This window comes from Candidatus Poribacteria bacterium, from assembly GCA_026702755.1.
GTDB lineage: Bacteria > Poribacteria > WGA-4E > WGA-4E > WGA-3G > WGA-3G.
In genome coordinates this window covers 17,856-40,665 of sequence record JAPPBX010000088.1, presented here as the reverse complement: position 1 = coordinate 40,665, position 22,810 = coordinate 17,856, and the positions used below count along the sequence as shown (strand labels likewise).

At 47.3% G+C, this 22,810-nt stretch carries 18 protein-coding genes; 4 read left to right on the top strand and 14 right to left on the bottom strand.

Annotation, left to right across the window (positions count from 1 at the left end):
• Positions 1–12: 12 nt before the first annotated feature.
• The 9 genes from OXH39_16845 to disA form a co-directional block, all read right to left on the bottom strand.
• The gene (locus OXH39_16845; protein MCY3552132.1) at positions 13–1,200 is read right to left on the bottom strand and encodes a CaiB/BaiF CoA-transferase family protein; all 1,188 of its coding nucleotides are present in this window, start codon (positions 1,198–1,200) and stop codon (positions 13–15) included.
• Positions 1,201–1,233: 33 nt separating this feature from the next.
• Positions 1,234–2,127 (bottom strand): phosphoribosylaminoimidazolesuccinocarboxamide synthase, encoded by an 894-nt coding sequence (locus tag OXH39_16840; protein MCY3552131.1) that lies wholly within the window; start codon positions 2,125–2,127, stop codon positions 1,234–1,236.
• 185 nt (positions 2,128–2,312) lie between these two features.
• Positions 2,313–2,918, bottom strand: a complete 606-nt coding sequence (locus OXH39_16835; protein MCY3552130.1) for a hypothetical protein — start codon at positions 2,916–2,918, stop codon at positions 2,313–2,315.
• 104 nt (positions 2,919–3,022) lie between these two features.
• Positions 3,023–6,301, bottom strand: a complete 3,279-nt coding sequence (locus tag OXH39_16830; protein MCY3552129.1) for an FtsX-like permease family protein — start codon at positions 6,299–6,301, stop codon at positions 3,023–3,025.
• A gap of 18 nt (positions 6,302–6,319) precedes the next feature.
• A complete protein-coding gene (locus tag OXH39_16825; protein MCY3552128.1) occupies positions 6,320–7,009 on the bottom strand; it encodes an ABC transporter ATP-binding protein in 690 nt (229 codons plus the stop codon).
• Between the two features lie 41 nt (positions 7,010–7,050).
• The gene (locus OXH39_16820; GenBank protein ID MCY3552127.1) at positions 7,051–7,467 is read right to left on the bottom strand and encodes a thioesterase family protein; all 417 of its coding nucleotides are present in this window, start codon (positions 7,465–7,467) and stop codon (positions 7,051–7,053) included.
• A gap of 174 nt (positions 7,468–7,641) precedes the next feature.
• Complete coding sequence (locus tag OXH39_16815; GenBank protein MCY3552126.1) at positions 7,642–9,048, bottom strand: hypothetical protein; 1,407 nt, start codon at positions 9,046–9,048, stop codon at positions 7,642–7,644.
• 33 nt (positions 9,049–9,081) lie between these two features.
• Positions 9,082–10,401 carry a DUF4398 domain-containing protein gene (locus tag OXH39_16810; GenBank protein MCY3552125.1) on the bottom strand — a complete coding sequence of 440 codons (1,320 nt, stop codon included), beginning with the start codon at positions 10,399–10,401 and terminating at the stop codon, positions 9,082–9,084.
• A 323-nt stretch (positions 10,402–10,724) separates the two neighbouring features.
• Positions 10,725–11,945: a DNA integrity scanning diadenylate cyclase DisA gene (gene disA / locus OXH39_16805; GenBank protein ID MCY3552124.1), complete on the bottom strand. Its 1,221-nt coding sequence runs from the start codon at positions 11,943–11,945 to the stop codon at positions 10,725–10,727.
• 296 nt (positions 11,946–12,241) lie between these two features.
• Between disA and OXH39_16800 the strand changes: the two genes are divergently transcribed.
• From OXH39_16800 to OXH39_16785, 4 genes are all read left to right on the top strand, one after another.
• Entirely contained in the window at positions 12,242–12,775 is a 534-nt protein-coding gene (locus OXH39_16800; protein MCY3552123.1) for a peptidylprolyl isomerase, read from the top strand.
• A 126-nt stretch (positions 12,776–12,901) separates the two neighbouring features.
• Positions 12,902–13,957, top strand: coding sequence for a KamA family radical SAM protein (locus tag OXH39_16795; protein MCY3552122.1), 1,056 nt, complete (start codon positions 12,902–12,904; stop codon positions 13,955–13,957).
• 100 nt (positions 13,958–14,057) lie between these two features.
• Positions 14,058–14,477: a transposase gene (locus OXH39_16790; GenBank protein MCY3552121.1), complete on the top strand. Its 420-nt coding sequence runs from the start codon at positions 14,058–14,060 to the stop codon at positions 14,475–14,477.
• A 2-nt stretch (positions 14,478–14,479) separates the two neighbouring features.
• Positions 14,480–14,854 carry a transposase gene (locus OXH39_16785; GenBank protein ID MCY3552120.1) on the top strand — a complete coding sequence of 125 codons (375 nt, stop codon included), beginning with the start codon at positions 14,480–14,482 and terminating at the stop codon, positions 14,852–14,854.
• A 650-nt stretch (positions 14,855–15,504) separates the two neighbouring features.
• Here the strand turns inward: OXH39_16785 and OXH39_16780 are convergent.
• The 5 genes from OXH39_16780 to OXH39_16760 form a co-directional block, all read right to left on the bottom strand.
• Positions 15,505–17,754 (bottom strand): serine hydrolase, encoded by a 2,250-nt coding sequence (locus OXH39_16780; protein ID MCY3552119.1) that lies wholly within the window; start codon positions 17,752–17,754, stop codon positions 15,505–15,507.
• A 335-nt stretch (positions 17,755–18,089) separates the two neighbouring features.
• Positions 18,090–19,634: a leucine-rich repeat domain-containing protein gene (locus OXH39_16775; GenBank protein ID MCY3552118.1), complete on the bottom strand. Its 1,545-nt coding sequence runs from the start codon at positions 19,632–19,634 to the stop codon at positions 18,090–18,092.
• 117 nt (positions 19,635–19,751) lie between these two features.
• A complete protein-coding gene (locus tag OXH39_16770; GenBank protein ID MCY3552117.1) occupies positions 19,752–19,892 on the bottom strand; it encodes a hypothetical protein in 141 nt (46 codons plus the stop codon).
• The gene (locus OXH39_16765; protein MCY3552116.1) at positions 19,893–20,408 is read right to left on the bottom strand and encodes a hypothetical protein; all 516 of its coding nucleotides are present in this window, start codon (positions 20,406–20,408) and stop codon (positions 19,893–19,895) included. It lies immediately after the preceding gene.
• Positions 20,409–20,446: 38 nt separating this feature from the next.
• The gene (locus tag OXH39_16760; GenBank protein ID MCY3552115.1) at positions 20,447–22,783 is read right to left on the bottom strand and encodes a hypothetical protein; all 2,337 of its coding nucleotides are present in this window, start codon (positions 22,781–22,783) and stop codon (positions 20,447–20,449) included.
• Positions 22,784–22,810: the final 27 nt, after the last annotated feature.

The window sequence follows — 22,810 nt, the reverse complement described above, 5'->3', positions numbered from 1 at the left end:
GGTGTCGTTCACTTATATAACACCATCCTGTTTTAACTTTGCTACTTCGTCTGGAGACATTTTCAATACATCGGTTAGAATCTCGGTTGTATGTTCACCGAGACTGGGGGCAGGTGCGTCCACATTTCCGGGCGTTTCCGAAAGTTTAATCGGCACCCCCGGCACCTCCACTTCTCCCGTAATCTGGTGTGCGACGCGTGTAATCATCTCTCGCGCTTGCACCTGTGGATGACTGACGACCTTATCCATTGTATTGATGGGACCACACGGCACACCGATGTTTCCGAGTGCGTCAATCCAATCGTCGGTCGTCCGTTGAGACATGATCTCCGAGAGAATCGGAAACAGTTCACTATGATTTTCTGTTCGATCTGCGTTCGTTTGGAACCGTTCATCTGAGATGAGTTCCTTCCGGTCCACATGTTCACAGAACTTAGACCAAAGCACATCGTTTCCGAGTGCGATAATTACGTATCCATCCGCGGACGCGAACGCCTCAAACGGTGTAATCGCCGGGTGTCTGGCACCGAGCGGTTTGGGTGCCTCACCAGTGGCGAAATAACGGACAACAGCGTTTTCCAAAACAGCAACGAGACTGTCTAACATCGCTACATCAACAAACTGTCCCTTGCCTGTTTGATTGCGATGATGCAGGGCGGAGAGGATACCAATCGTCGTGAAGAGGGCAGCGGTGATGTCACTGATAGACGTGCCGACACGCACGGGCGGTCCTTCCGGTTCACCCGTAATGCTGATGATACCGCCCATGCCTTGGATAATCATGTCGTACGCCCCTTGCTGTGCATACGGACCGGTCTGTCCGAAGCCGGAGCACGCTGCATAAATGAGCGATGGGTGGTCGGCTTTCAGTGTCTCGTAATCCAAGCCCAAATTTTTCATTGTTCCCGGACGGAAATTCTCGACGAGAATGTCAGTCTGTTTCAACAACTGCTTGAAGATTGCCTGTCCACGTTCGGTTTTAAGGTTGAGCGTCACACTCCGTTTTCCACGATTCACACTCATGAAGTAGAGGCTGAACCCGTTTTTAAAGGGACCAAAATTGCGAGATTCGTCCCCTGTGCCGGGCTGCTCAATCTTGATGACCTCTGCTCCAAGATCACCAAGAAGCATCGTCGTGTAAGGCCCCGCGAGTACCCGCGTGAGATCCAAAACCTTTATGCCGTCAAGTGGACTTGCCATCTCTCATCTCCTCTGTCCAACAGAAGTCCGACGCTACAGCTCTTCGCCGACGATGAGACGATACGCCTCGCGATACTTCTCGCTCGTTTTGGAGATGACCGTCTCTGGCAACTCAGGTGCGGGGGGTTCTTTGTTCCAACCGATTTCGGAGAGATAATCCCGGACGAACTGTTTATCGAAACTCTGCTGCGGTTTACCCGGTTCGTAAAGCTCGGCGGGCCAGAAGCGGGATGAGTCCGGCGTAAACACTTCGTCGATGAGAATCAGGTCGCCATTGAGCTCCCCAAACTCAAACTTAGTATCACAAAGGATAATACCGGTACTTTCCGCGTGCTGACTGGCACTTCTAAAGAGCGCGAAACTCGCATCAATCAAGCGATCCGTAAGTTCGCTACCGACTTCGTTCTTCATATCTTCAATAGAGATTGGTTCGTCATGCTCGCCATGTTCGGCTTTAGTTGTGGGTGTAAATAGGAGTTCGGGCAGTCGATCAGATTCCTGTAGTCCATCTGGGAGTTTCTGTCCGCAGATCTCGCCTGTCTTCTGATATGAGGACCAGCCGGACCCAGCGAGATAACCGCGCACCACGCATTCAATATCAACCCGATTCGCTTTACGGACGAGCATAGAGCGTCCTTCTAAGAGTTCCGCGTCAGGGTGTAACGTATCGGGGTAATCTTCAACATTAGTCGCAATGAGGTGGTTCTTACAGACAGATTCCGTGTAGTTGAACCAGAATTTGGACAGACCGGTTAAAACTCTGCCTTTATCGGGTATGCCGTTCGGTAAAACGACATCAAAGGCGGAAATCCGATCTGTGGATATAATCAGGAGTTCGTCTCCGAGGTCGTAGAGATCGCGCACCTTACCACTGTGGGCAGGGGTTAAGTTGGTTAACTGTGTAGATGTGATAACATTTTGAGACATATTTCGTTCTCCTAAGCAATATTAAAAAATAAATTTTATGTTCTGAGGAAGTGTGGAAGAGGAAGGCTGGAAGAAATGCCGTTCCGCTGTCTTCCAAACTTTCAACTTTCCAACCCAATTGGATGCTTTGCCACCACCGCTGGCGAGGATTATATCCTCGCCCTCTCAAACAAGCAATTTAGATATTATTCCTCTTTCAGTAAGTTTTGTAGGACAATGGCAGTCCTGTTTGTCGTATCAATTTGGAGTGCTTTGTTAGCCTCCTGCTGTGCCGACTGACTCTCGCCAAGATAATAGTAACACGCCGCTTTAAGCGCGTAGAGCTCGGCATTGGAGTAATAGTCGTGCCGAAAGAGATATTGTGGGTCCCCCTGTAAGGCATTATCAACCGCTCGGATAGCCGACCTGAAATCAGTAGCATCTTTATTCCGTAAATAGAGGAGGTTCGCAAGCCCAACCCACGCATCCGCATTTAACGCGTCGAGTTGGACAGCGTTTTGGAACGCTTCCTGTGCCAACGGCGGATTCAAGGATAGACTGAGATGGCTCCATCCGACCCCGTTATGCGCATCGGCAAGTTCTGCATCGAAATTGATTGCCCGTTCAAAATTGAGCAACGCTTGCGGGTAGTCACCTGCCTCATAGAAGTGCCATCCGCGTTCCGTATGATCCAGCGCGCTTGGCGTATTCGGATCGGAATCGCTGGAACACCCACTCTGCATCAGAAAACAGAAAACGAGTATAGCTGCACAAAGAATGCGAGACGTAGTTCTGAATGTAACAGGATACATAGCGTGTTCCCCAAAACTGACCTGATTGGAAACCCACCTGCTAAAACTTTAAAGAAACGGACTTGAAGAGTTCATCTGCACGAAAAGCCTTGTATACAAAGGCTTTATTCCGATTTAAGCGTTGACAAGAGTGGACTTCGGAGTGCCACGGCAACAGCAACAGCATTTGCAATTATACCAAAACCGAAGATGAAAAGCAAGGTAATTGTGAGGGAAAACCACGGAAAGGAAGGGAGATGTCCCTGCGAGGCGAGAATTGAAGCAAGCCCAGCGACAATTCCGATGAACATTCCTATGCCGAGAAGAAAGCAGCTTTCAATAAAGAGCATCCGAGACAGGAGTCGCCGTTGGAAACCGAAGGCGCGTAGGGTCGCCAATTCTCTGCGACGCTCAATGATATTTCTAAAGAAAACCAGTGCCAATCCGAAGGTACCGAGTAGCACGCCTAAACCGCCGAGGCTCTGGAAAGTGGAGATATAGGTATTTTCAACCGCTCGATAGCTTGCCAACCGCGCCGCTGCTGACGTAAGGTCGAAACCGTAATCGCCCAATGTTTTCTCCAAAATCTGTGCGGTTTCCTCCCGCAGCGCGGGCGGCGTTTTGATGAGGAAAAACTGGTAACCGCTTTGGCTCGGAAAGTATTTCATGAAATTTGACTCAGAGATAATCAATTGGCTTTGGAAAAGGCTGTTTTCAACTGTCTCAAGTTCAAGACGGAGGGTTTTGCCAAACTCATCTTGGACCAGGAAATCCTCATCTGGGTCATGGTGTAAAATCCAACGAAGCGACTTTGCATCACCAATAGCGCGCGCTCTACCGCCTTCAGGTTGAACAACTTTTATTTGATTCCAAGGATATTCGGTCAATATAGCCTCAGAAGCACCTAAAATCTGAGGTTTCTGAGGCTGATAAAGGTTGAGGCAGCTCACATCTTCACCGGGCAGCACGCGAAACGGAATTATCTCTGACGCACTTAGCAGCTCGGAGGCACGCTCGGAGAAACCGAGTTCAAACCTGCCGTCCGGTGTATTGAGGCTGTGATGCAATGGAAGTGCCGACTCAGCAACAAAGGCGTATTCCGTTTTTGGCGGTGCATCGTGTCGATTCGCACCCACTGCAACGATGATGCAGCACGCGATACTGATTGTCGTAACGCAGGTTGTACTCCGTCCGGGCTGCCGTGCCGCGTTTCTGATAGCAAACCGCGCCCTGCTCAGTTGTTTAGGCACAGTCTGTGATTTTAACCATCTATCAAATAGCTCCCATCCTACACCAATAACAACGAGTGCCACACCCAGTAAACGAACGATAGGATGCCCCACCAGTATGCCCACGCCTATTCCCCCCATCAAAGCGAGCAGGAATGGAAGATATCCCTTTTTCCGAATTTTGGGTTTACCTGTTGTCGCGTCAACAAAATCGGTTCCACCGGCGAGGAGTGACACAGCCGATGCTCTCCCTAATTTGTGGACAGTCAGTCGGATGGAAATCATCACAACAGCCAGCGAGATAAGCACACCGCTCAGTAGGCTCCATGGGCTGGCGTGAAGTTCCATAAATGGCGTGCCGATGGCAGGCAGCCACCACGTCTGCAGCCCAAATATCATCAGTTGTGCGTAGCCCACAGCGAGCAGACACCCTATCAGACTACCGATACCAGCGATGATGCCTCCCTCATAAAGAAAACGGCGGCGGACCTTGACAAGCGGGTAACCAATGGCTTGTAAGATACCGATTTCACGCGATCTCTGCTCTACACCGATACGGAAAAGCATCCCTACCAACAAGGCAACAGCGATAATGATAAAAGCACTCAGGCTGCCAAAGAGCATCCCAAAATCTGTTGCTCCTGCGGAGGCTTGAAGCCCATCTGCCTGAAGCGATAAAAATTGAAATCCAACCGCCTCTGGCTGAATTTCTTTGAGGAACTCGGTTTCAAAAAGGGTGCGTGTTTTATGAATGTCTGTGTCCGGTGCAGCGGTCATCCGAAGAGTCGTGAGGTCGCCGAATCGGTTCTGCCACAATTGTTTACCGGTCTCCAACGAGATAAACGCTTTCGGTGTCGCACCGTATTCATCCCAATACGCCTCGTCCTTGTCGCGAATGATAGCATAATCAATTGGAAAAGGCGATTCCCATTCGGACATATCGGCAGTATCATGGATGCCGGGAAAGGTAGGGATGATCCCTCTATCCGCAGTGATGCCTTCAATTGGCACGATTGCTTTCAAAAGGAAAGATGCCGTCTCTGTAATGTATTCTTCATCTATCCCAACACGATAGTATGTAATATTGATTCTGTCTCCGACTTTCACCCCAAGATCTGCTGCCGTCCATGCGTTTAAAACAATTTCATTCGGCTTGGTCTGAGTGCGCTGTGCTTCCAAATTATATGCAAGTCGGTCTGATTCAGTGGTGTGTTTGCTAAGCAGTTCTGCAAATGTTCCTTTGTCAATAGGGAGTGCAACAATTGTGGAGTATGGAACCGTTCTGCCATTCGCAGAAATCGTATTCGCGAGATAGGTGAGCGTCGGAAAGATCGGAATGCGGTGCCTCGCTGCAACCGTCAACGCAGTCTCTGAAAGGATCGGCTTAAGGAGATACTCTTGACTTTGGAGATCGAAATGGGTTTCATGTTCCTGAATATTTAACTCCAGTGCTTCAAGCGTCAATGCCAAATCGTCAGGTGAAATCGGAGTCATCTCTTTTGTAAACAGAGCGTTTATTTTACCTTCCTGTCCAAGTGCTTTTTGTAATACCGGAAGTGCAATAAAGGCATTCAGAGGAAGGTTTTGATGCGCACGCAGGCTGAATCTACCAACGTTTTCGGAAGGAACAGTGTCGCTGACAATCAAACGAAGGCTTTGGATAGCCTCGGACGCATCGCGCTCGCCGAGGATGAATTCTGGATGGATGTCAGCTATCTGCGGGATATTCACCAGCAGTGTGTCACCAACTTGGACGTTCAATTCGCTTTGAAGTGCCTCGTTAATGACGATCGCATTGAAGGGTTGTCCAGCTGCTTTGTTTAGATTTGGTGCGGTTTTCGCGTCCCAGAACGTAAAGAAACTTTCCGTTACGCCGAGGATATTCACCTTCGATGCCCGCGTCTGCGTTTGCGGCGCAACGATGGTTCCATTCAGCAAAACCGCTGGCACCTTATCCTGTCGATCCAATAAGTCAGGCTGAAAAAAGTGATCTGCGAGGAGGGCATGTTGGATGGTGCCAAGTCGTTCCGTTGTGAGGCTCCGTAGGCTCCCACGCACAGAATCTCCAACAATTAACGCGCCTGCAAGTACACCTGTCGCCACAGCCGTACAAAGTGCAACGGTAAGGTGTATCTGCCAAAAGTATTTGAATGAACGCCCAAAAAACCTACGCATAGTCTATACTTAAGAAGATTATGAATCGCTATCTACTGTGCAAGTGCCATCCGCGAGTTGGAGGTGTTGCTGAAAACGCGAGGCGAACGTCCGATTGTGTGTGACGACAATCAACACGTTTTTTTCCGCTTGATGTAGTTCAAAGAGCAGATTGGCGATAGTTTCAGTTGTAGTAGTATCAAGGTTGCCTGTCGGCTCATCGCAGAGGAGAATATCCGGTTGATTGATAAGTGCACGCGCGATCGCAACGCGCTGTCGTTCACCACCTGAAAGCTCACCAGGCCGGTGCGATATCCGATCCGTAAGCCCAACCCGGTTTAGGAGTTCATGCGCTCGCTCGTTTGCGTCAGGCTGCTGTTTAAAAGCGAATGTAGGCACGAGAACGTTCTCAAGCACAGAATATTGCGGGAGCAAGTGATGCTCCTGAAACACAAACCCGATCACGGAATTTCGATATCGCGCCAATTCAGGTTCGGAGAGGGCAAACGGATCCGTGTCGTTAATCCTAACCTGTCCGTTAGTCGGTTTCTCTAAAGTGCCGATGATGTGTAAAAGGGTGCTTTTACCGGAACCGGAGGGACCGGTGATAGCGACGGATACACCATCCGTAAAACGAAATGAAACATCTCGTAAAACCTCAACAGAACCGTAGTCTTTAGAGAGATTGGATACTTGAAGCATGGATGTGTTGGTAGAGGGTTGACGCATGATTTCTGTAATCCTCTGTGAGGTGAGATTGGAAGGATCTTCTACGATGAACTGTGTATCTGATTGGCGATGAAATCGGGGATAGGAATTGCACGCAGCTTTTCACCCGGATTTGTTATACAACAGACCGTCGTGAGTTGCCCACGTGCGATGTCCTCTCCCTGATGTGTAAAGTGAAACTGGTAGGTGAGCGATTTCGTCCCTTTTCTGGAGACCAAGAGGTGAATATCCACCTCATCTTCAAATCGGAGCGGACTTAGATATTCACAAGAAGCAGCGAGCCGGGGCCACCCGATTTTATCCCCATTCCATTCCGTCGCAACACTCGTGCCTAAACTACGGAGGAACTCGTGCTCCGCTGTCTCCATAAAGACAAAGAACCGTGTAAAATGGACAATGCCCGCCATATCGGTATCGGCGAACTCAATTTTGCGTTTGGTTCGGTACTCAGTGGACATTTTTTTATGAGTTGTCAGTTATCAGTTATCAGTCCTGTAGGTTGGGTTGAACGGATACCTACTAAAAAATCGCACAGTATAGTGTTTTCGGAAGAACAGAGAAACCTGAAATCACAAAAAACCGAGTGAAACCCAACGTATTAGATACTACGTCCTGATAACCGACAACGGCAATTACATCTTCGGGAAATCCGGGACATCTTCATAGCGACTCCAGGTTTCAGAGTAAATTCGCCAATGTCCATCTGCCGGATCCACCATCAGATTCAGTTTTTTCGTACCATAGTCAGAGTAGGCAGGACGGCTACCGCTCGCGGGTGTGCCAGTGAATTTTTGTAAGAACTTGACATCCGCCACTGCTCGGTCCCCGTTAACCTGTAAATTAGAGATAGACACCTGAATCTCAGCGTACATTCTGTTCAGTTTCTTCATCTGTTCGTGAAGCTGCACTTTTGAGAGATGACGCTTAGTTTCCTTGCCACCACGCACGCTGACACGGGTAATTCGGGATCTTTCCGAATAGATGGACATATAGGTTTTCAGGTCCTTCTCTTCCCAAGCCGCCTGCCATTTTCCTAAGACCTGTCGCACCTTGAGCTGCGTGTCCAGCGGGGCGTTCCCATCGAAAGCACTACCCGACTCTTCACCAGAGACAGTATCTGCTCCTGATTCGTCTGGTAAGTATGCGATAGCATCAGAGACCACACCGATCTCATCGTTAATGATTTTCCATTTTCGTCTGAAAAACCCCTTTTTCTCAATAGTAAGTGTGCGGATGTGTGTCTCAATAACATCATCGCCACTTTGCAAAGTTACGTGAATGTGGTCAACAACGTGGCGATTTTTATGCCGTGGAACAGCAGTATAGGTAGCACCCGTGATATCTATAATATGGGTTTGCGACATCATTTCGGTGGCACGCCCAAAACTTGCAGCTCGCCGTTTTCGGGAGGATTTATCCCACAAGTCAGTATAGCTCTTTACATTTTGGGTCTCTAACGCATTTTTCCATGCGATGACCACAGGTGCCACAGGGCTGTTTGGTTGTTCTACAGTTCCAGTCTGTGGCGTAGGCTCAGGCGTTGACAGTGTAGCAGTTAACTCACTGCCAGCTGTTTCATCCGTGACAATTTTCCATCGCTGTTGAATAAGCCCTCTCTTTTCAATGACGAGATTTCGGAACTGCTGTTGCACTTCGCCAGGGTAAGTGACAGTGAGCGGAATCGCCTCGATTCGGAAACGATTCGCGTAACGGGGCACTCGATAGGGTTGGTTGGCACCTCCAAGGTTAACTTCAAAACTTACGTTATCCATAAGGAGTTGCGCCGTATATCGATAGCCAGAATCAGGACGCTGCCGCGCACTTTTTATCCAAAGCGATTCATACCTCTTAATATCCCCAGATTCGAGCGCATTTTTCCATTTCGCCATAAAGGAGGCAGGTGTCTCACTGGAACTCATAAAGATCACAAGGAATAAAGCAAAAGCGATAACAATTGCTACAATAGCACCACCCCAAATCAGATTCCGGGACATAGTGAATTTATCTTGGCTGTCTTGCCGATTTTGTGCGTCGTTCACAATTTAACCTCCGTTCTTGGTTGAGATGGGCACTTAGAAATTCGGCACATTTTCATAGATCTGCCAGATTTCATGATGAATTCTCCAGTCGTTACCGACTTGATGCATCCAGACTTCGCGAATCCAAATGTTGTAGAGTGCCGCAGTGTTTTCGTCTGCCGGAGTAGCCAACTGGGTCAATCGGTGGATACCGATGACGTTTTCGCCTTCAACCTCAGTGTCCGTTTTGGCTTTGTTCCAAGCACCGGTACTCATCTGGTGGAGTTCGGATTCCAGTTGTTGCAGATCGATTTTACTCCGTTGCTCTTTGCTCTCGCGAATCACGACTTTATCGGCAATAAGACTCGGTTCATAGTACGCAAGATGGGCACTGAGGTTTTTCGCATGCCACGCCCGTGCCCAATTACCGAGGGCAGTTTTACCCGTTGCGATCTGTGCCTCAGAGAGCGAAGTCCGACCTGTTTTAGTGGGATGAAGTGCAGGTTGACTGTCAACATAAGCGCGCGCCTCTGCTGCCTTCTGCTTGAGATATTCCGCATGCTCCGTATCCGAACTCACCTGACTTGCTTCGGCGAGTTTCTCGGTATAGATTTGCGCTTGTTCGCGGAGTTGCCTTCTCAGAGAATCTATCTCAGCGACAACCGCTCGTTTCTGATACCCCTCTTCTTTCACCCTTCTGTCAGCGACTTCGAGTCTTCGACGGAGTGAAGCGACCTCCCTACCGTAATTGCGAATCTCAGTTTCTGCCTGTTGCGCACGTGCCTGAATTTCCGCTAAAGTTTCAGAGAGCTGTGCCACCTGTTTCCCATAGGCTGCCCGTGTATTGCCCAATTCACGGTTCTCGTTCTGTAGGTCCTGAACAGCTTGTTTCAGCTGCTTTTCCTCTTTCTGAATGTCCTGAATCTCAGACTGAACGCCTGCGAGTTCCGTCTCTTTATGACGGAGTGTATGGCGGAGATCTTGCGCCTCAACGTCCTTCTGAAGTATGGAGGCGTTCAATTCCGAGTTCATTGTAACGTTGACGGAATTCATTTGTGCGAGTCTCGCATCAACAGTCGCTTGATATGCGAGACGGAGGGCATCGTCCCCTCTTTTCTCAGTAAGAGCCGTTTTCGCTGCTTCAAGGTTGGTTTTTGCGGATTCAAACAGATCAGACGCAAGCGAGGGAGCATCAGCGTCCTGTGCCGCTGCAATAGCTGCCTCCGCGTTCACAATTGCCGTGTCAACCGTTGATATTTCAATCTTTCCGAGTTTCCCGCCACATCCTACCAAACCCAACGAAGCGAGAATCAGCCCGATGAATAAACTCAAGGCGATGTTGTTCTTCCGCGATAAAGCGACGAACCATTTCATTTTCTGACTCCTTATTACATATTTTTCTGTCAAGACTTACGCAGCGACCTTTGCTGGCGAGGTTTTAAACCTCGTCAGCGGCGTGCGTGCAATAGGTATCCATCAGCAAATTGCGTAAGTCCTATGTGTATAGGGTTCTCGTTTAAGTTTTATTTTTTCTCTATTAAGCCACTCAGTCTATACGGATAGGTCTTGGGTTTTCCTACCCTACATCTTTCTCTTGTAGGGGCACCCCTACCCCACATCTTTCTCTTGTAGGGGCACCCCTTGTGGGTGCCCACAAACTCACCAGTCATAATGTTCAAGTAATTCTAAAATCTACCTTAGTTGCCAAAAACACAATCTTCTAAGGATAAGTTTTTCTTTTCAGTATTCAACACAGACAAATCAAGGACATGAGGTTGCGTAGTCGTTGTTTTCATTTGTGCGAGGGCATCCTTAATAGTCAATGCCCTCGCTTTCCCTACCCCATCGACTGCCTGAAGTTCACCAACAGCAGCTGTGTAGATGCCATCCAACGTTTTGAATCTGTGAACGATGTTTTCAATAGTATCGAATGGCATACAAGGCACCTGACTCAGCATCCGGTAGCCGCGTGGTTTGAGATCATCGAAAGTGTTCCCAATATCACTCGGATACCCTAAAGCCTCACTAATATTATGCTGACTCGCGAGACTATCTGCGTCAAGTGCCAGAATTTTTTCAAATGCCTCAGATTCGCCGTGCTGACTTTCGTGATAGTAATCTTTTGTAATCAGAAAACCGCTCTCGATCTCAGTGGTGAGTTCGGGAATATGTTGTAGCGATTGCGCCTGCGTTCCCAATTCGGTTCTGTAGCGGCGTAATTCTTGCTCAGCGCGCCGCGCCCGCTCACACAACTGGATAGCAGTGACGACCTCCACTAAAGAGACATTTCCATTTAATTCTGCCCAATTGAGAATCGTAATAGCGTTTTTCAGTGCTTTGAGGTGCTGCGTAAGCGCAAGCATCGTTTGGTTCGCTCCGGAAAGCAATGTGGTACGTTCTCGGAACATGTAGTGCTGATTTTTGAGATATAAGGTAAGGGTATTCCGACTCTGCGACACAGCAAGCACGACATGCTCAGTCTCTCTCGCAAATTTATCCGCCGAGCGATGGCGAAGCCCAGTTTCACTTGAAGGGATAGACGGGCTTGTTTGCAGCGTCACATTGGCACGCACGATGCGTTTCATATCTTCAGAAAGGATAATCGCTCCATCCATTTTTGACAACTCATATAAGCGTGTCGGCGTATAGGGGCAGTTAATCCGAAAGCCACCTTCTGTCAAGTCCAGAATCTCTGGTGTATCACCAATGACGATGAGTCCACCAGTTTTGGCTTGGATGATATAGTCAATACCTTCCCTCAGATAGGTCCCAGGCGACAGCAGCTTCAGCGTCGCAAATAGTTCGCGCGTCTTCTGATTTTCCGTCGAGATGTTTTGCACTGCAACCACCTCCTCATTAATAGGGTACCATGTCCAACTTTGCAGCGTCAAGGCGAATCGACCTGCTATCAGAAGCATATCGTGTTATTCTTCTTCAAAAAACGCGAGGTTTGCAGAGAACCGAAGCAGATACCTTCAAAATTTTGCTTGACTTCACGCACAAATAAGTGTATAATGTATACCAACTTTTGCTTTTACCGAGAGCGTTATTGATGCATTTATAAATGTGAATGCTCGTCGGAGACTTCTGACCCAACCCAGTTAAGGCTTACGTCGCTGATTTTCTGAACAGAACGAATTTTGCGTAAACCTTGCGACATTAAGATAACCAAAAAGGAATTCGTGAAGACTCCCAAATTTTCACACCAAAAACTATGCGATTTAGCTTATTAGGCGCGTTTTTCGCGACGATCGTCTCATGTAATACGGATCAATTACCTTATGTAACGATTGAAACAGAAAAAGGAAACATTATTATTGAACTTTATCCCGAAGCGGCTCCGGCAACGGTTGCAAACTTCGCTCGGTTGATCGAAGCCGGGTACTACGATGGCGTGATCTTTCACCGGTATGTCCCCGGTTTTGTTATTCAAGGGGGCGACCCACAGGGAACAGGTAGAGGTGGACCCGGGTGGACAATTCCCGGTGAATTCCAAGACCCAGACCTCCTCGAAAAGATGCCGAAGCATGAAAAAGGCGTTATCGCGATGGCACGCACACAGAACCCTGACTCCGCTGGCAGCCAATTCTATATCTGTATCAGTTCAGATACAACACCTTATACGCATCTAAATGGCAACTACACCACATTCGGAAAGGTTATCGAAGGAATGGATGTCGTAGACGCGCTACGCGAACGCGATGTCATGAACAAGGTAACAATTGAGAACTACACGCCAGCACCGTAGCACGTCTTATTAATTCCACGCACCACAGTCTTAACGCAAAGCGGTGTTTGCGAGTTTTTCAGGTTACACCGCGCCTACGGAGCAACACGTATAACAGCGGAAATTTGGAAAGGATGGACATAATCAATGGAAGAATGGAAACAACTTGTTAGAGATACTGTCAACACACCAGAAAAACTCGCCGCCGTGTTCGATGTTGATGTGGATGAGATGCGGCGCATTCATGAAGAGTTTCCGATCCGTATTAACCCCTATTATCTCAGCCTCATAGAAAAACCGGGTGACGCGATTTGGAAACAGGTCGTCCCGGACCCCAAGGAACTCATTAGTACCGGTGTAGAGGACCCACTCCACGAAGAAGACGACAGCGAAGTACCGAACGTCACACACCGATACCCCGACCGGGCACTCTTTTATGTCAACTATATGTGCCCAATCTATTGCCGTTTCTGTACCCGTAAGCGGAAAGTCGGCGACCCACACTCAATCTCCGATAACAACATTGAAACAGGGCTTGCATACATTCAAGCACACCCAGAGATTCGCGATGTCATCATTTCTGGGGGCGATCCGCTCATGCTGACGGACAAGAAAATTGAGACGATTGTCGGTGGCTTGCGGGCAATTGAACATTTAGAAATCATTCGGATTGGTTCGCGCGTCCCCGTAACGTTACCCCAACGTATTACACCAGAGTTGTGTGCGATTTTGAAACGGCACCACCCTTTCTATATCAACACGCATTTCAACCATCCACGCGAGATCACACCTGAAACGGAAAAGGCGTGTGGTATGCTGGCAGATGCGGGTATACCGCTCGGTAACCAGACAGTCCTCCTGAAAGGCGTGAACGACGATCCCGATGTGATGGTCGAACTCATGAAGGGACTGTTACGGATTCGGGTTAAGCCTTACTATATTTATCAAGCCGATCTCATTGTCGGCACCGATCATTTTCGGACAGCAGTCCAGACGGGATTAGACATCGTTGCCGCGTTGCGTGGTCACATATCTGGGCTTGGCGTGCCGCACTATGTCGTCGATGCCCCCGGTGGCGGTGGAAAAATCGCGCTAATCCCCGACCCAATCGTCGCCTTCGATGACGATGAAATCCAACTCCGCAACTACGAAGGCAATGTCTATAGTTATCCGAGTACACCGTTCTTTGACGAAGATTGGTAGGTCTAAGAAAATCTATGTTCGTTATTGGGGTGGGCCCCTAGGTTGTGTTTACATTTGAAAAGGTATTGACTTTTCGTAGAGATTTTAGTATGCTCTGTTTATGGAAACTCAAAATACAGTTACCTCTCAAGACCTTCCAAAGCAAGTGAGTGATGCTGCTTGGAATAGCATCTTGCCGTTCCTTAGAGACTGTCGAAACGTCTATGTTGGAAACCCTGAAAAGTGCAGACACTTTCTCTCTGCTGTGCTTTGGATCGCTAAAGAAGGCGCGACGTGGCGCGCTTTACCGGAAGTCTATGGCAATTGGAATGCGATCTATCGTCGCTTCAGTAGATGGTGTGATGCGGGTGTTTTTCAGGCACTCCACGAACATTTTCACGATGCTGGCGACATCTCAGGTATTCTCATTGATTCGACGATCGTGCGCGCACATGCCTCCGCAGCGGGTGCCCCTAAAAAAAAGGAGGCCAAGAAGCACAAGCACTCGGACGGACGCGCGGTGGATTTACGACGAAACTGAATCTGTCTCTCAGTGATGCCTGTGTCCCGTTGCGTTTTATTTTCATAGAGGGACACCGCAATGATATTACACAAGCGTCTGCGCTGATTGAAGGTTATTGTTATGAACATGTCATAGGCGATAAGGTCTACGACTCGGATGCGTTTATAGAGGAGATCACCTCCCGGGATGCGATTGCGGTGATACCGCCCCGCAAAGGGCGGACGGAGCCGCGTGCGTATGACGAAACGTTGTATAAACGCCGGAACTTGATAGAACGTTTCTTTGGCTGGTTGAAACAGTATCGTCGGGTGGCGACGCGCTACGATAAGTTAGGTGTTCGGTATCTCGGATTCGTCTATTTCGCAGCTATACTTGTAACCATTCACAAAATGTAAACACAACCTAGGCTCCATCGTGTCCTCATCTGGTAGAACCGGGGCTATCGTTTGCCGTGCGCGATCGCACGATACTAATGGAACACAGGCAATTAAAACGACAATTAGAATTATCTGAAATTTTAACACTATTGATGCTCCTTATTCTGAATTATAGATTAAATAGTTGACAAAAAGTTAAGCGTCTATTTGTGACAACGTGAGTTTAAAAATAAAAATTAAAGCGTCCCATAGATTGGGTTGAACGCAGACCTAGTAAAAATTACACACAGCACAGAGTTTTTTACAGGACAGAGAACCTGAAATCACCCAAATATATCGCCCTACTGGGGCTGCGCTTTCTGTTTTGACATGCCTTTTTCTATCCGTTGGATCAACGAAAGAAAACGCGTAATATTAGACGGTTTTTCGGTGAAAGCGGCTCCGACTGTTGATAAATAGGTAGCAATACTATTCAGATTGTCCAAACTACGATATAAAATAGGAGCGGTTTTATGAAGGTAAAAAACATGTCGGCAATTGACAAACAATGAATGTTTTTCTGACTACAAACGGAACTACTTGTCGTAAGGACAGCGTTTATGGCACGTTGGGAATTACCCGATTAAATTCTTAACCTTCATTTAACCACTCCTACTGGATTTAGCCTTCTAATCTTGAACTTTCAATTCACTCCATGTTGTAGTGAGTTTGTCACTCGCGGAGACATATCCTTTCATCCGAACCGTCGCAAGACGTTGACGATCCCCTGAAAGGGAAACATCTTCTATCTGGTAATAGTAAGCAACATTCGGTTTTGCTGTCGTATCTGTCCACGTGTAGTTATTCCGTTCGGCTGTCGTCCCAGCCCCCGGAATCAGCGTTGGGTTCACTTTCACAAACGAACCATCCTTCGTTTGACTCCGTAGGATATTGAAACCGGCATTGTCGGTCTCCGATTCCGTCGTCCATTCGATGATAACACCCGCGTTTACCCGTTCTGAACGGAACGCCGACAACACGACCGGCAGCGGTCCACCGCGTCTATACCCAGGGTTACCGATATCCGCTTTATGACCGTAATACGTGTTGGTAGTTATCTGTACATCCGCAGCACGGAGCCAACTCATTGCTTCTGTGCCTGGTAGTGCCGTGCCGTCTTCATACCGACGAATCAATGACGTTCGCATTCGGTCCTCTGTCCAGCCTGTGGGAAGCTCCCACGCAGGAGTATCCTTGCTCCTTTTCTCACCATCAAGATTTCCAGCACTATCAATTAACGTGCCATCTGCGGCGAACAACTTTAGAGAGAATCCGGAGGCTGGTAAAACCGCATTATCACGCAAACCGAGGCTACTTACATTACTATGATCAGAAAGACTATAAACTCGATGCTCAGGCAAATGTCCAGAGTCTCGGCTATTATCTCGCGTCACCAGAAGCACTGTCCATTTTGGTTTAATAACTAAGTCTTCAAATACAATAGTTGAGTACCGATGCTTTGTTTCACTATCACGTGCCTCAATGACTAACTTTGATCCTCTGAGATTCACCGGTTCAGAACCAACAGGACCATTGTTGAATAACTCTATCCACTGCGGTTGCGAAAAGAGCCCCCCGCTCGTCGCGAACATCAACTCGCTAAACGTAATTTGTCCTGCGGTTATAACCGAAGGTGTAAATGTTTCAGGTTTCGGTTGCGTGCCTGCATCCTGAGGGACTTCTGCAGAATCTTGTTGAACCGATGCTGCTTGTTCAAACAGGTCATGAGTGGGCCAATGATCTATTCCCTTAATCGCTTCCCAAACCATGTTATCCATTTGGACCCTAAAGTCTCGCAAATTCGAGGGACGTGTATTAAACAATACTGCCCAGCCTAAGCCATTGGAGGTTCTTACCAATATTGAAGAGGTGCCCGGTAAATCGCCAGCGTGCCACCAGTTCCCCCAAGGATTAACTGCCCATCCCATCCCATACCCACTATTTGCAGTTGAAGGAGTGGTCATTAATCGTATTGCTGCTTGATTGAGAATGTCTGGCTTTGTATCATATCCATCTACGGCAACAAGTAATTTCACTAAGTCAATTGCCGAGGCTATCCATCCACCGTGGGAATCCATTGCTTCGATATTGAATCCACTGTAGGGAAATGGAACACCTGCACCTGCTCCATAAACCGAATTAACTAAAGGGGCACCCGGGGAGTCATAATATTTAACTTCATTTGGTGCCTTATTCTCATACAGATTCCGACCTAATTGCATTTCAGAGATACCTAAGGGATTCAACAATTCGGTTTTTACATAATTTTCATAACTTTTTCCTGAGATGTGTTCGATAATTCTGCCGAGAATACAAAATCCAAAATTAGAATAAAAATAATTGGTGCCTGGTTCATTATTTAGCGTTTGGGTCGTAAGCATAAATTGAATTATAGCCTCTGAATCGACTGGAGGGTTTTCTCCCATTTGCTGAGCGATATACCGATTCAAAAACATGGGATCACCGTTTTTGTTAATAAAACCCCATCCAGACGTATGGTGTAATAAATGCCTCACGGTAATATTTTTGACGCTTGGGTCAAGAATAGTGTTGTAGTTAGGACCACTAAGTAGACCATCAGCCCCGAAAACTTTAGCATCAACATTAATTGCCCCTTCGTCAATGAGTTTCATTATTGCAATCGAAGTAATCGACTTAGATACACTTGCAATTCTAAAAAGATGGTCGGGGCTCATGCGTTCATTGGATTCTTTATTCGCGTATCCAAAACCCCGGGCGTAAATCAAACGTCCATCTTTCACAATGGCTATGGATCCACCAGGTATGTTCCAGTCATTCATAAAATTGGAGAAAACTTTGTCTACATTTATCATTTCCTGAACAAATTGACCAGTTTGTGCGAACGCCTTATTTGGCATAACATCTTGCCGGCCATAAATTAGTAATATGGTCATCAAAAACAACACAAGGTATTTTGAATTCGAGACTGGATTTTTCATTTTCATGGTTTTTCCATCCTTTAAGACTTCAGTTAAGCCGCAACTCTTCTGAAGCACTGGCTTTGTGGCTATTATCATGTCATTATACCCACCCAAAACCGAGAACACCTAAAATTGACAAGAAATGTGTGAATCTTTTCAACACTGGCTACCAAAAGGTTTTATTGACCTCATTTTCAGCATCCGCAACGGCTGCTGCCTCTATTCAATGTTTACGGACGACAACGCGGTGCCGTCCGTGCAGCATTTTCCAATTACTTCCGTATCAACATCTTGCGCGTAGCCGTGAAGTCGCCTGCGGTAAGCGTATAGAAATACACACCATTCGCCACAGCTTCACCGAATGCGTTTCTACCATCCCAATACGCAGCACGACTCTGGTTGTGATAGACCTCCGCCGATTGATGCCCCAATGCCAATCGTCGGACGATCATGCCACGTACATCATAGATAGCGATCTGTACATCTGCTGGCTTCGCCAACTGATAGGGTATCCACGTCTCTGGATTGAACGGATTCGGATAGTTAGGCAAGAGAGCCATTTCCTTTGGAATCAACGATGCGAGAAATTGTTCTAAGAAGCGGATACCCTTTTGCGATGTTGTGCCTGGTAGGTTTAGATGCTGTGCTTGGATAAGCCAGTTTTCCACGTCTACAGCAGTGAACATTTTCAGTGCCTGTGGGTCTAAGGACGGTGCTGCTGGGGCAGTGCCGAAAGCGCTCGCAACCAAGACGAGATCCCTGATGTCAACAATTCCATCCGCATTGACATCCGCAGCACTTTCTCCTGTTTCACCGAAGTTGGAGGCAACTAACACTAAGTCTTGAATGTTGATGACACCATCGGCGTTGATATCTTCAACAACAGATGCGGTGATTTCAATGTCCACGTCAACAAGTTTTGTCAGACTCGTCAGCGGTGAGGTATCTGCGATCGGGTTCTCCGCAAGCCGTAATATTTCCAGGTTTACCAACTTCGCAAGCGGAGATACATCGCGAATATCGTTCCAATGGAGATATAACTGCTTCAATTGCGTTAGTCTTGCAAGCGGACTCACGTCTCGGATCTGATTATGACTAAGACTTAACACCTCTAACTGTGTCAATTCTGACAGAGGACGGATATCGCTGATTTGATTCCCCTCAAGACCTAACGCCTTTAATCGTGTCAGTCTTGTGAGCGGACTCACATCTCTGATTTGATTCTCCCGAATCGCTAATTCCGTTAACTGAGTCAATTGTGTGAGTGGACTTATATCACTGATTTGGTTACGATTGATATGTAACTGTTCTAACTGAGTCAATTGTGTGAGTGGACTTATATCACTGATTTGATTACCACTAATGTATAACTGTTCTAACTGAGTCAATCGTGCAAGTGGACTTATATCATTGATTTGATTACCACTAAGACCTAATCCAAATAATTGCGTTAATCCTGCCAGTGGGCTGATATTGCTGATTTGATTATTATCACTGAGACTTAACACCAATAACTGTGTTAACCCAGTTAGCGGATTTAAGTCTCGAATCTGATTTCCATTAAGATGTAACACCTGTAACTGCGTCGCGTGTTCCAACCCAGTAAGGTTTCTTATCTGGATATCTATAGCCGTAAATCCTTCTAATCTTTGCATATCCTGTCTGGTGATAGGTGCATTCGGTGCTAAACCCAACCGCTCTCGCAATGCTTCTGCTAAATTCGGATCTGGTATATTCACGACTTGTGCGGATGCAATATGCAGTGTTAAACAACTGAACGCAAGAAAAATAACAAAGAATCTGAAATACTTTTTCACGGTTTTACCTCCGTTTTTGGATTGTACGCCGAATTTAAGTTGATTCTGTTCACCGAAACCCACGTAGAAAGAGTCGTGTTTCACTATAAATGCGCGATTTGTCAAGGTATCGGTCGATCAGAACCATGCCATAAAGGTCATGTTTTCTGTAATGTCAAATGTTGGATAGTCTTTAACCACAAGAGCGTCACCTACACCATCAAAGTCCACTTCGCCGGTATTGGGGGTAAATGGACAGTTGATTAGATAAATTCGCATTCAGTCTTCCTGTAGATTCTCCCAGATGCTCAAGCCGAATAAGCAGGATATGGCAGATCCGACAGCGAAACCCGACACCGCCGACGTTATCCGAGAGTACCGGGTATGCCGTTTGTAGACAGAGGTGTAAGCCGAAACATACTCAGGGGGTTTGCCGAGCAAACGCTCCGGTGACGGATTGATAGGTGTCAGCGCATAGGAAACCGGTAACATGAGAACACCGACAACACCACCGATACAGGCACCATTAATCTGTGTCTCATTCGGGGTCGTCCAACAACTATAGGAATAGTAGTCGGATTTGACAGGTTCCGGGTCAATAGATGTTCCTATAGCGTATCCAATGAGACACCCGATGGGTGCCATTGCCCCTAAAAGAAACCAGGCTGCTGGTTTCATATCCGCCGTTGCGTCAGCTTTCGCTTGACTTTCTACGTCTATGGGTTGTGGAAAACAATTACCGGCGAGATTGAAAAACATGACTCCTATCATCAATACAGCGATGTTGCGGGTCATAAAGCACTCCTTGTATTTATGAGATAGGTTCTAACGATCTAATCTTGAACTTTCAATTCACTCCATGTTGTAGTGAGTTTGTCACTCGCGGAGACATATCCTTTCATCCGAACCGTCGCGAGACGTTGACGATCCCCTGAGAAGGAAACATCTTCTATCTGGTAATAATGCGTAACATTCGGTTTCGCAGTCGTATCAGTCCACGTGTAACTATTCTGTTCAGCCGTTGTTCCAGCACCCAGAATCAGCGTTGGGTTGATCTTCACAAACGAACCATCCTTCGTCTGACCCCTTAGGATATTGAAACCCGCATTGTTCGTCTCTGATGCCGTCCTCCATTCAACGATAACACCGACTTCCGTCCGATTCGCACTGAAATCTGATAACATCACAGGCGCAGCACCACCGCGTCTATACCCAGGTGTGCCAATATCGGTCTTATGCCCATAATACATGCTCTCAGATAACGCCATAGCCGCAGCAGACACCCAACTCGTCGATTCTGTCCCTATTAGGGCGATGCTATCTTCGTTGTAACGACGAATCAACGATGTCCGAGCACCGTCCTCCGTCCGTCCTGAGGGCAGCTCCCAAGTTGGGATATCTATACCCTTTTCACCATCAAGATTCCCTGCGCTATCCACTAACGTGCCATCGGGTGCAAACAACTTCAGCAAGAAACCAGAAGCAGGAATCACAGCGTTTTCACGCAAACCGAGGCTAAATACGTTACTATGGTTGTAGAGATCATAAACTTGATCCTCAGACAGATGTTCTGAATGGCGACGATTTCGCGTTACTAAGAGAACCGCTTCACCTGAGGCGATCTCTAATGCTGTCAACTCAATTTCGGTATACCGGTGACGCGTCTCACTATCACGTGCTTCAATGACCAACGTCCAACCTTCAAGGTTCACCGCTTCCGCTGCCGTCGCTGTATTGTTGTATAACTCTATCCACTGGGGTTGCGAAAACAATCCACCGTTGGTTGCATACATCAACTCACTAAAAGCGATGCGTCCCGTGAGACTCTCATCGGCAACTGTATCGTTGGGATACCCGGGGGTGCCAAGACATACTTCTATTGAAGTCCCAGCTTTATATCCAATCCCAGATTGATACCCACTCGATGCCCACGCGCCTTTTGTATAACCGCGTTCTTCAACAGCAACTCGCCGCCACGCTTGACCCAGCGTCAACTCCGCTCCTTCCCTGTTAGGTGGTGAGAAGGTGTACATGAGGGGCCAGACCTGTGTGTGGTAGTAAATGGAACTTCGGAAGTAATTGCCAGCGATATCCTCAAACGCCTCAGACTTGCCATTCTTATCCGTCGCACTCCGCAGAATCAGGAGATACGGTGTATCCGGCAAACGCATCTCCGAGGCAACAAGATATTGCGGTTGCTCATTGGGGTCGTGCTCCAGGTCGGTTATATCCGCCCCAGATTCAAGTCGCGTCTCACTCGGATCAGTATTGACAACCAACAAAATACCGCCTGTGGGAAGCGTGTAGTCTGGAAAGGTAACGATGTCTTCGTCTTTTCCAGCATCCTCCGCCCTATTTACCTGCCGAACCTCAGAAGGCGTGACGATGCTTATCTCCCAGTCTGTGAGGGAAACATCTTCATCGCTGATGTTCTTGAGTTCAATCCAGTCCTCAGAATCGTTCGGAGCATTTTGAATTTCATTGAAGATGATTCGGTCCTGTGCGACCGGAGAAGGCCTTAAATTCGCTGGCTTTGCATTATTCCGCGGAAGGATGCGAAACTGTTCCGGCGTCGGCACCGGGCTTGTGGTATTTGCGTTCGTCAGCACCGGGCTTGTGGCATCTGACGGTTGGTCTCCATTTTCATCTACATCTGTGACAAAGATCTGATACACGAACAAAGCACTGCCACCTTTACCATCTTCAACCGTGACCACTACTGTGTGGTATTTATATGGAGGGTAGTATGTATATGGCAATGCCTCAAAATCTAATCCATCACTACCCGTGCGTACCTCACCCGTTTCAGAGTTAATCGTGTAATAATGACCATAATGCTGAAGATGATGCTCATCACCAGGAATGAAATAAAACATAAGATCATAAGCCAAACTATAAGTTAACGTATCATCTTCATCTTCATCAATTGCCCTTACATTTCCTATTAAATGATTTGATAGGTTCTCTAACACAAATATGGGAGGAGAAGCAATCTCATCAAAGTAAGGGGTGTGATTGTGCCCCACAGGGAGCACATTATGACCGTAACTTACACCTTGAGACGTTAAGAACAACGCCGTGCAAATTAACACGAAGCATTTAGCTGGGGTCCACATTTTTCTCACGAATTTGTAAACGGTTCTATAACACGATTCTGTTAAACAGGTCATATTAAGTCTCCTCTGAATGAAGTATAC

Bases quoted from the DNA above. Each gene is read 5' to 3' on its own strand.
- OXH39_16840 (MCY3552131.1), bottom strand. From the start codon at position 2,127: ATGTCTCAAAATGTTATCACATCTACACAGTTAACCAACTTAACCCCT.
- OXH39_16770 (MCY3552117.1), bottom strand. From the start codon at position 19,892: ATGCGAATTTATCTAATCAACTGTCCATTTACCCCCAATACCGGCGAA.
- OXH39_16825 (MCY3552128.1), bottom strand. From the start codon at position 7,009: ATGCGTCAACCCTCTACCAACACATCCATGCTTCAAGTATCCAATCTC.
- OXH39_16800 (MCY3552123.1), top strand. From the start codon at position 12,242: ATGCGATTTAGCTTATTAGGCGCGTTTTTCGCGACGATCGTCTCATGT.
- OXH39_16810 (MCY3552125.1), bottom strand. From the start codon at position 10,401: ATGAAATGGTTCGTCGCTTTATCGCGGAAGAACAACATCGCCTTGAGT.
- OXH39_16765 (MCY3552116.1), bottom strand. From the start codon at position 20,408: ATGACCCGCAACATCGCTGTATTGATGATAGGAGTCATGTTTTTCAAT.
- OXH39_16820 (MCY3552127.1), bottom strand. From the start codon at position 7,467: ATGTCCACTGAGTACCGAACCAAACGCAAAATTGAGTTCGCCGATACC.
- OXH39_16835 (MCY3552130.1), bottom strand. From the start codon at position 2,918: ATGTATCCTGTTACATTCAGAACTACGTCTCGCATTCTTTGTGCAGCT.
- OXH39_16830 (MCY3552129.1), bottom strand. From the start codon at position 6,301: ATGCGTAGGTTTTTTGGGCGTTCATTCAAATACTTTTGGCAGATACAC.
- OXH39_16790 (MCY3552121.1), top strand. From the start codon at position 14,058: ATGGAAACTCAAAATACAGTTACCTCTCAAGACCTTCCAAAGCAAGTG.
- OXH39_16845 (MCY3552132.1), bottom strand. From the start codon at position 1,200: ATGGCAAGTCCACTTGACGGCATAAAGGTTTTGGATCTCACGCGGGTA.
- OXH39_16760 (MCY3552115.1), bottom strand. From the start codon at position 22,783: ATGACCTGTTTAACAGAATCGTGTTATAGAACCGTTTACAAATTCGTG.
- disA (MCY3552124.1), bottom strand. From the start codon at position 11,945: ATGCTTCTGATAGCAGGTCGATTCGCCTTGACGCTGCAAAGTTGGACA.
- OXH39_16795 (MCY3552122.1), top strand. From the start codon at position 12,902: ATGGAAGAATGGAAACAACTTGTTAGAGATACTGTCAACACACCAGAA.
- OXH39_16780 (MCY3552119.1), bottom strand. From the start codon at position 17,754: ATGCCAAATAAGGCGTTCGCACAAACTGGTCAATTTGTTCAGGAAATG.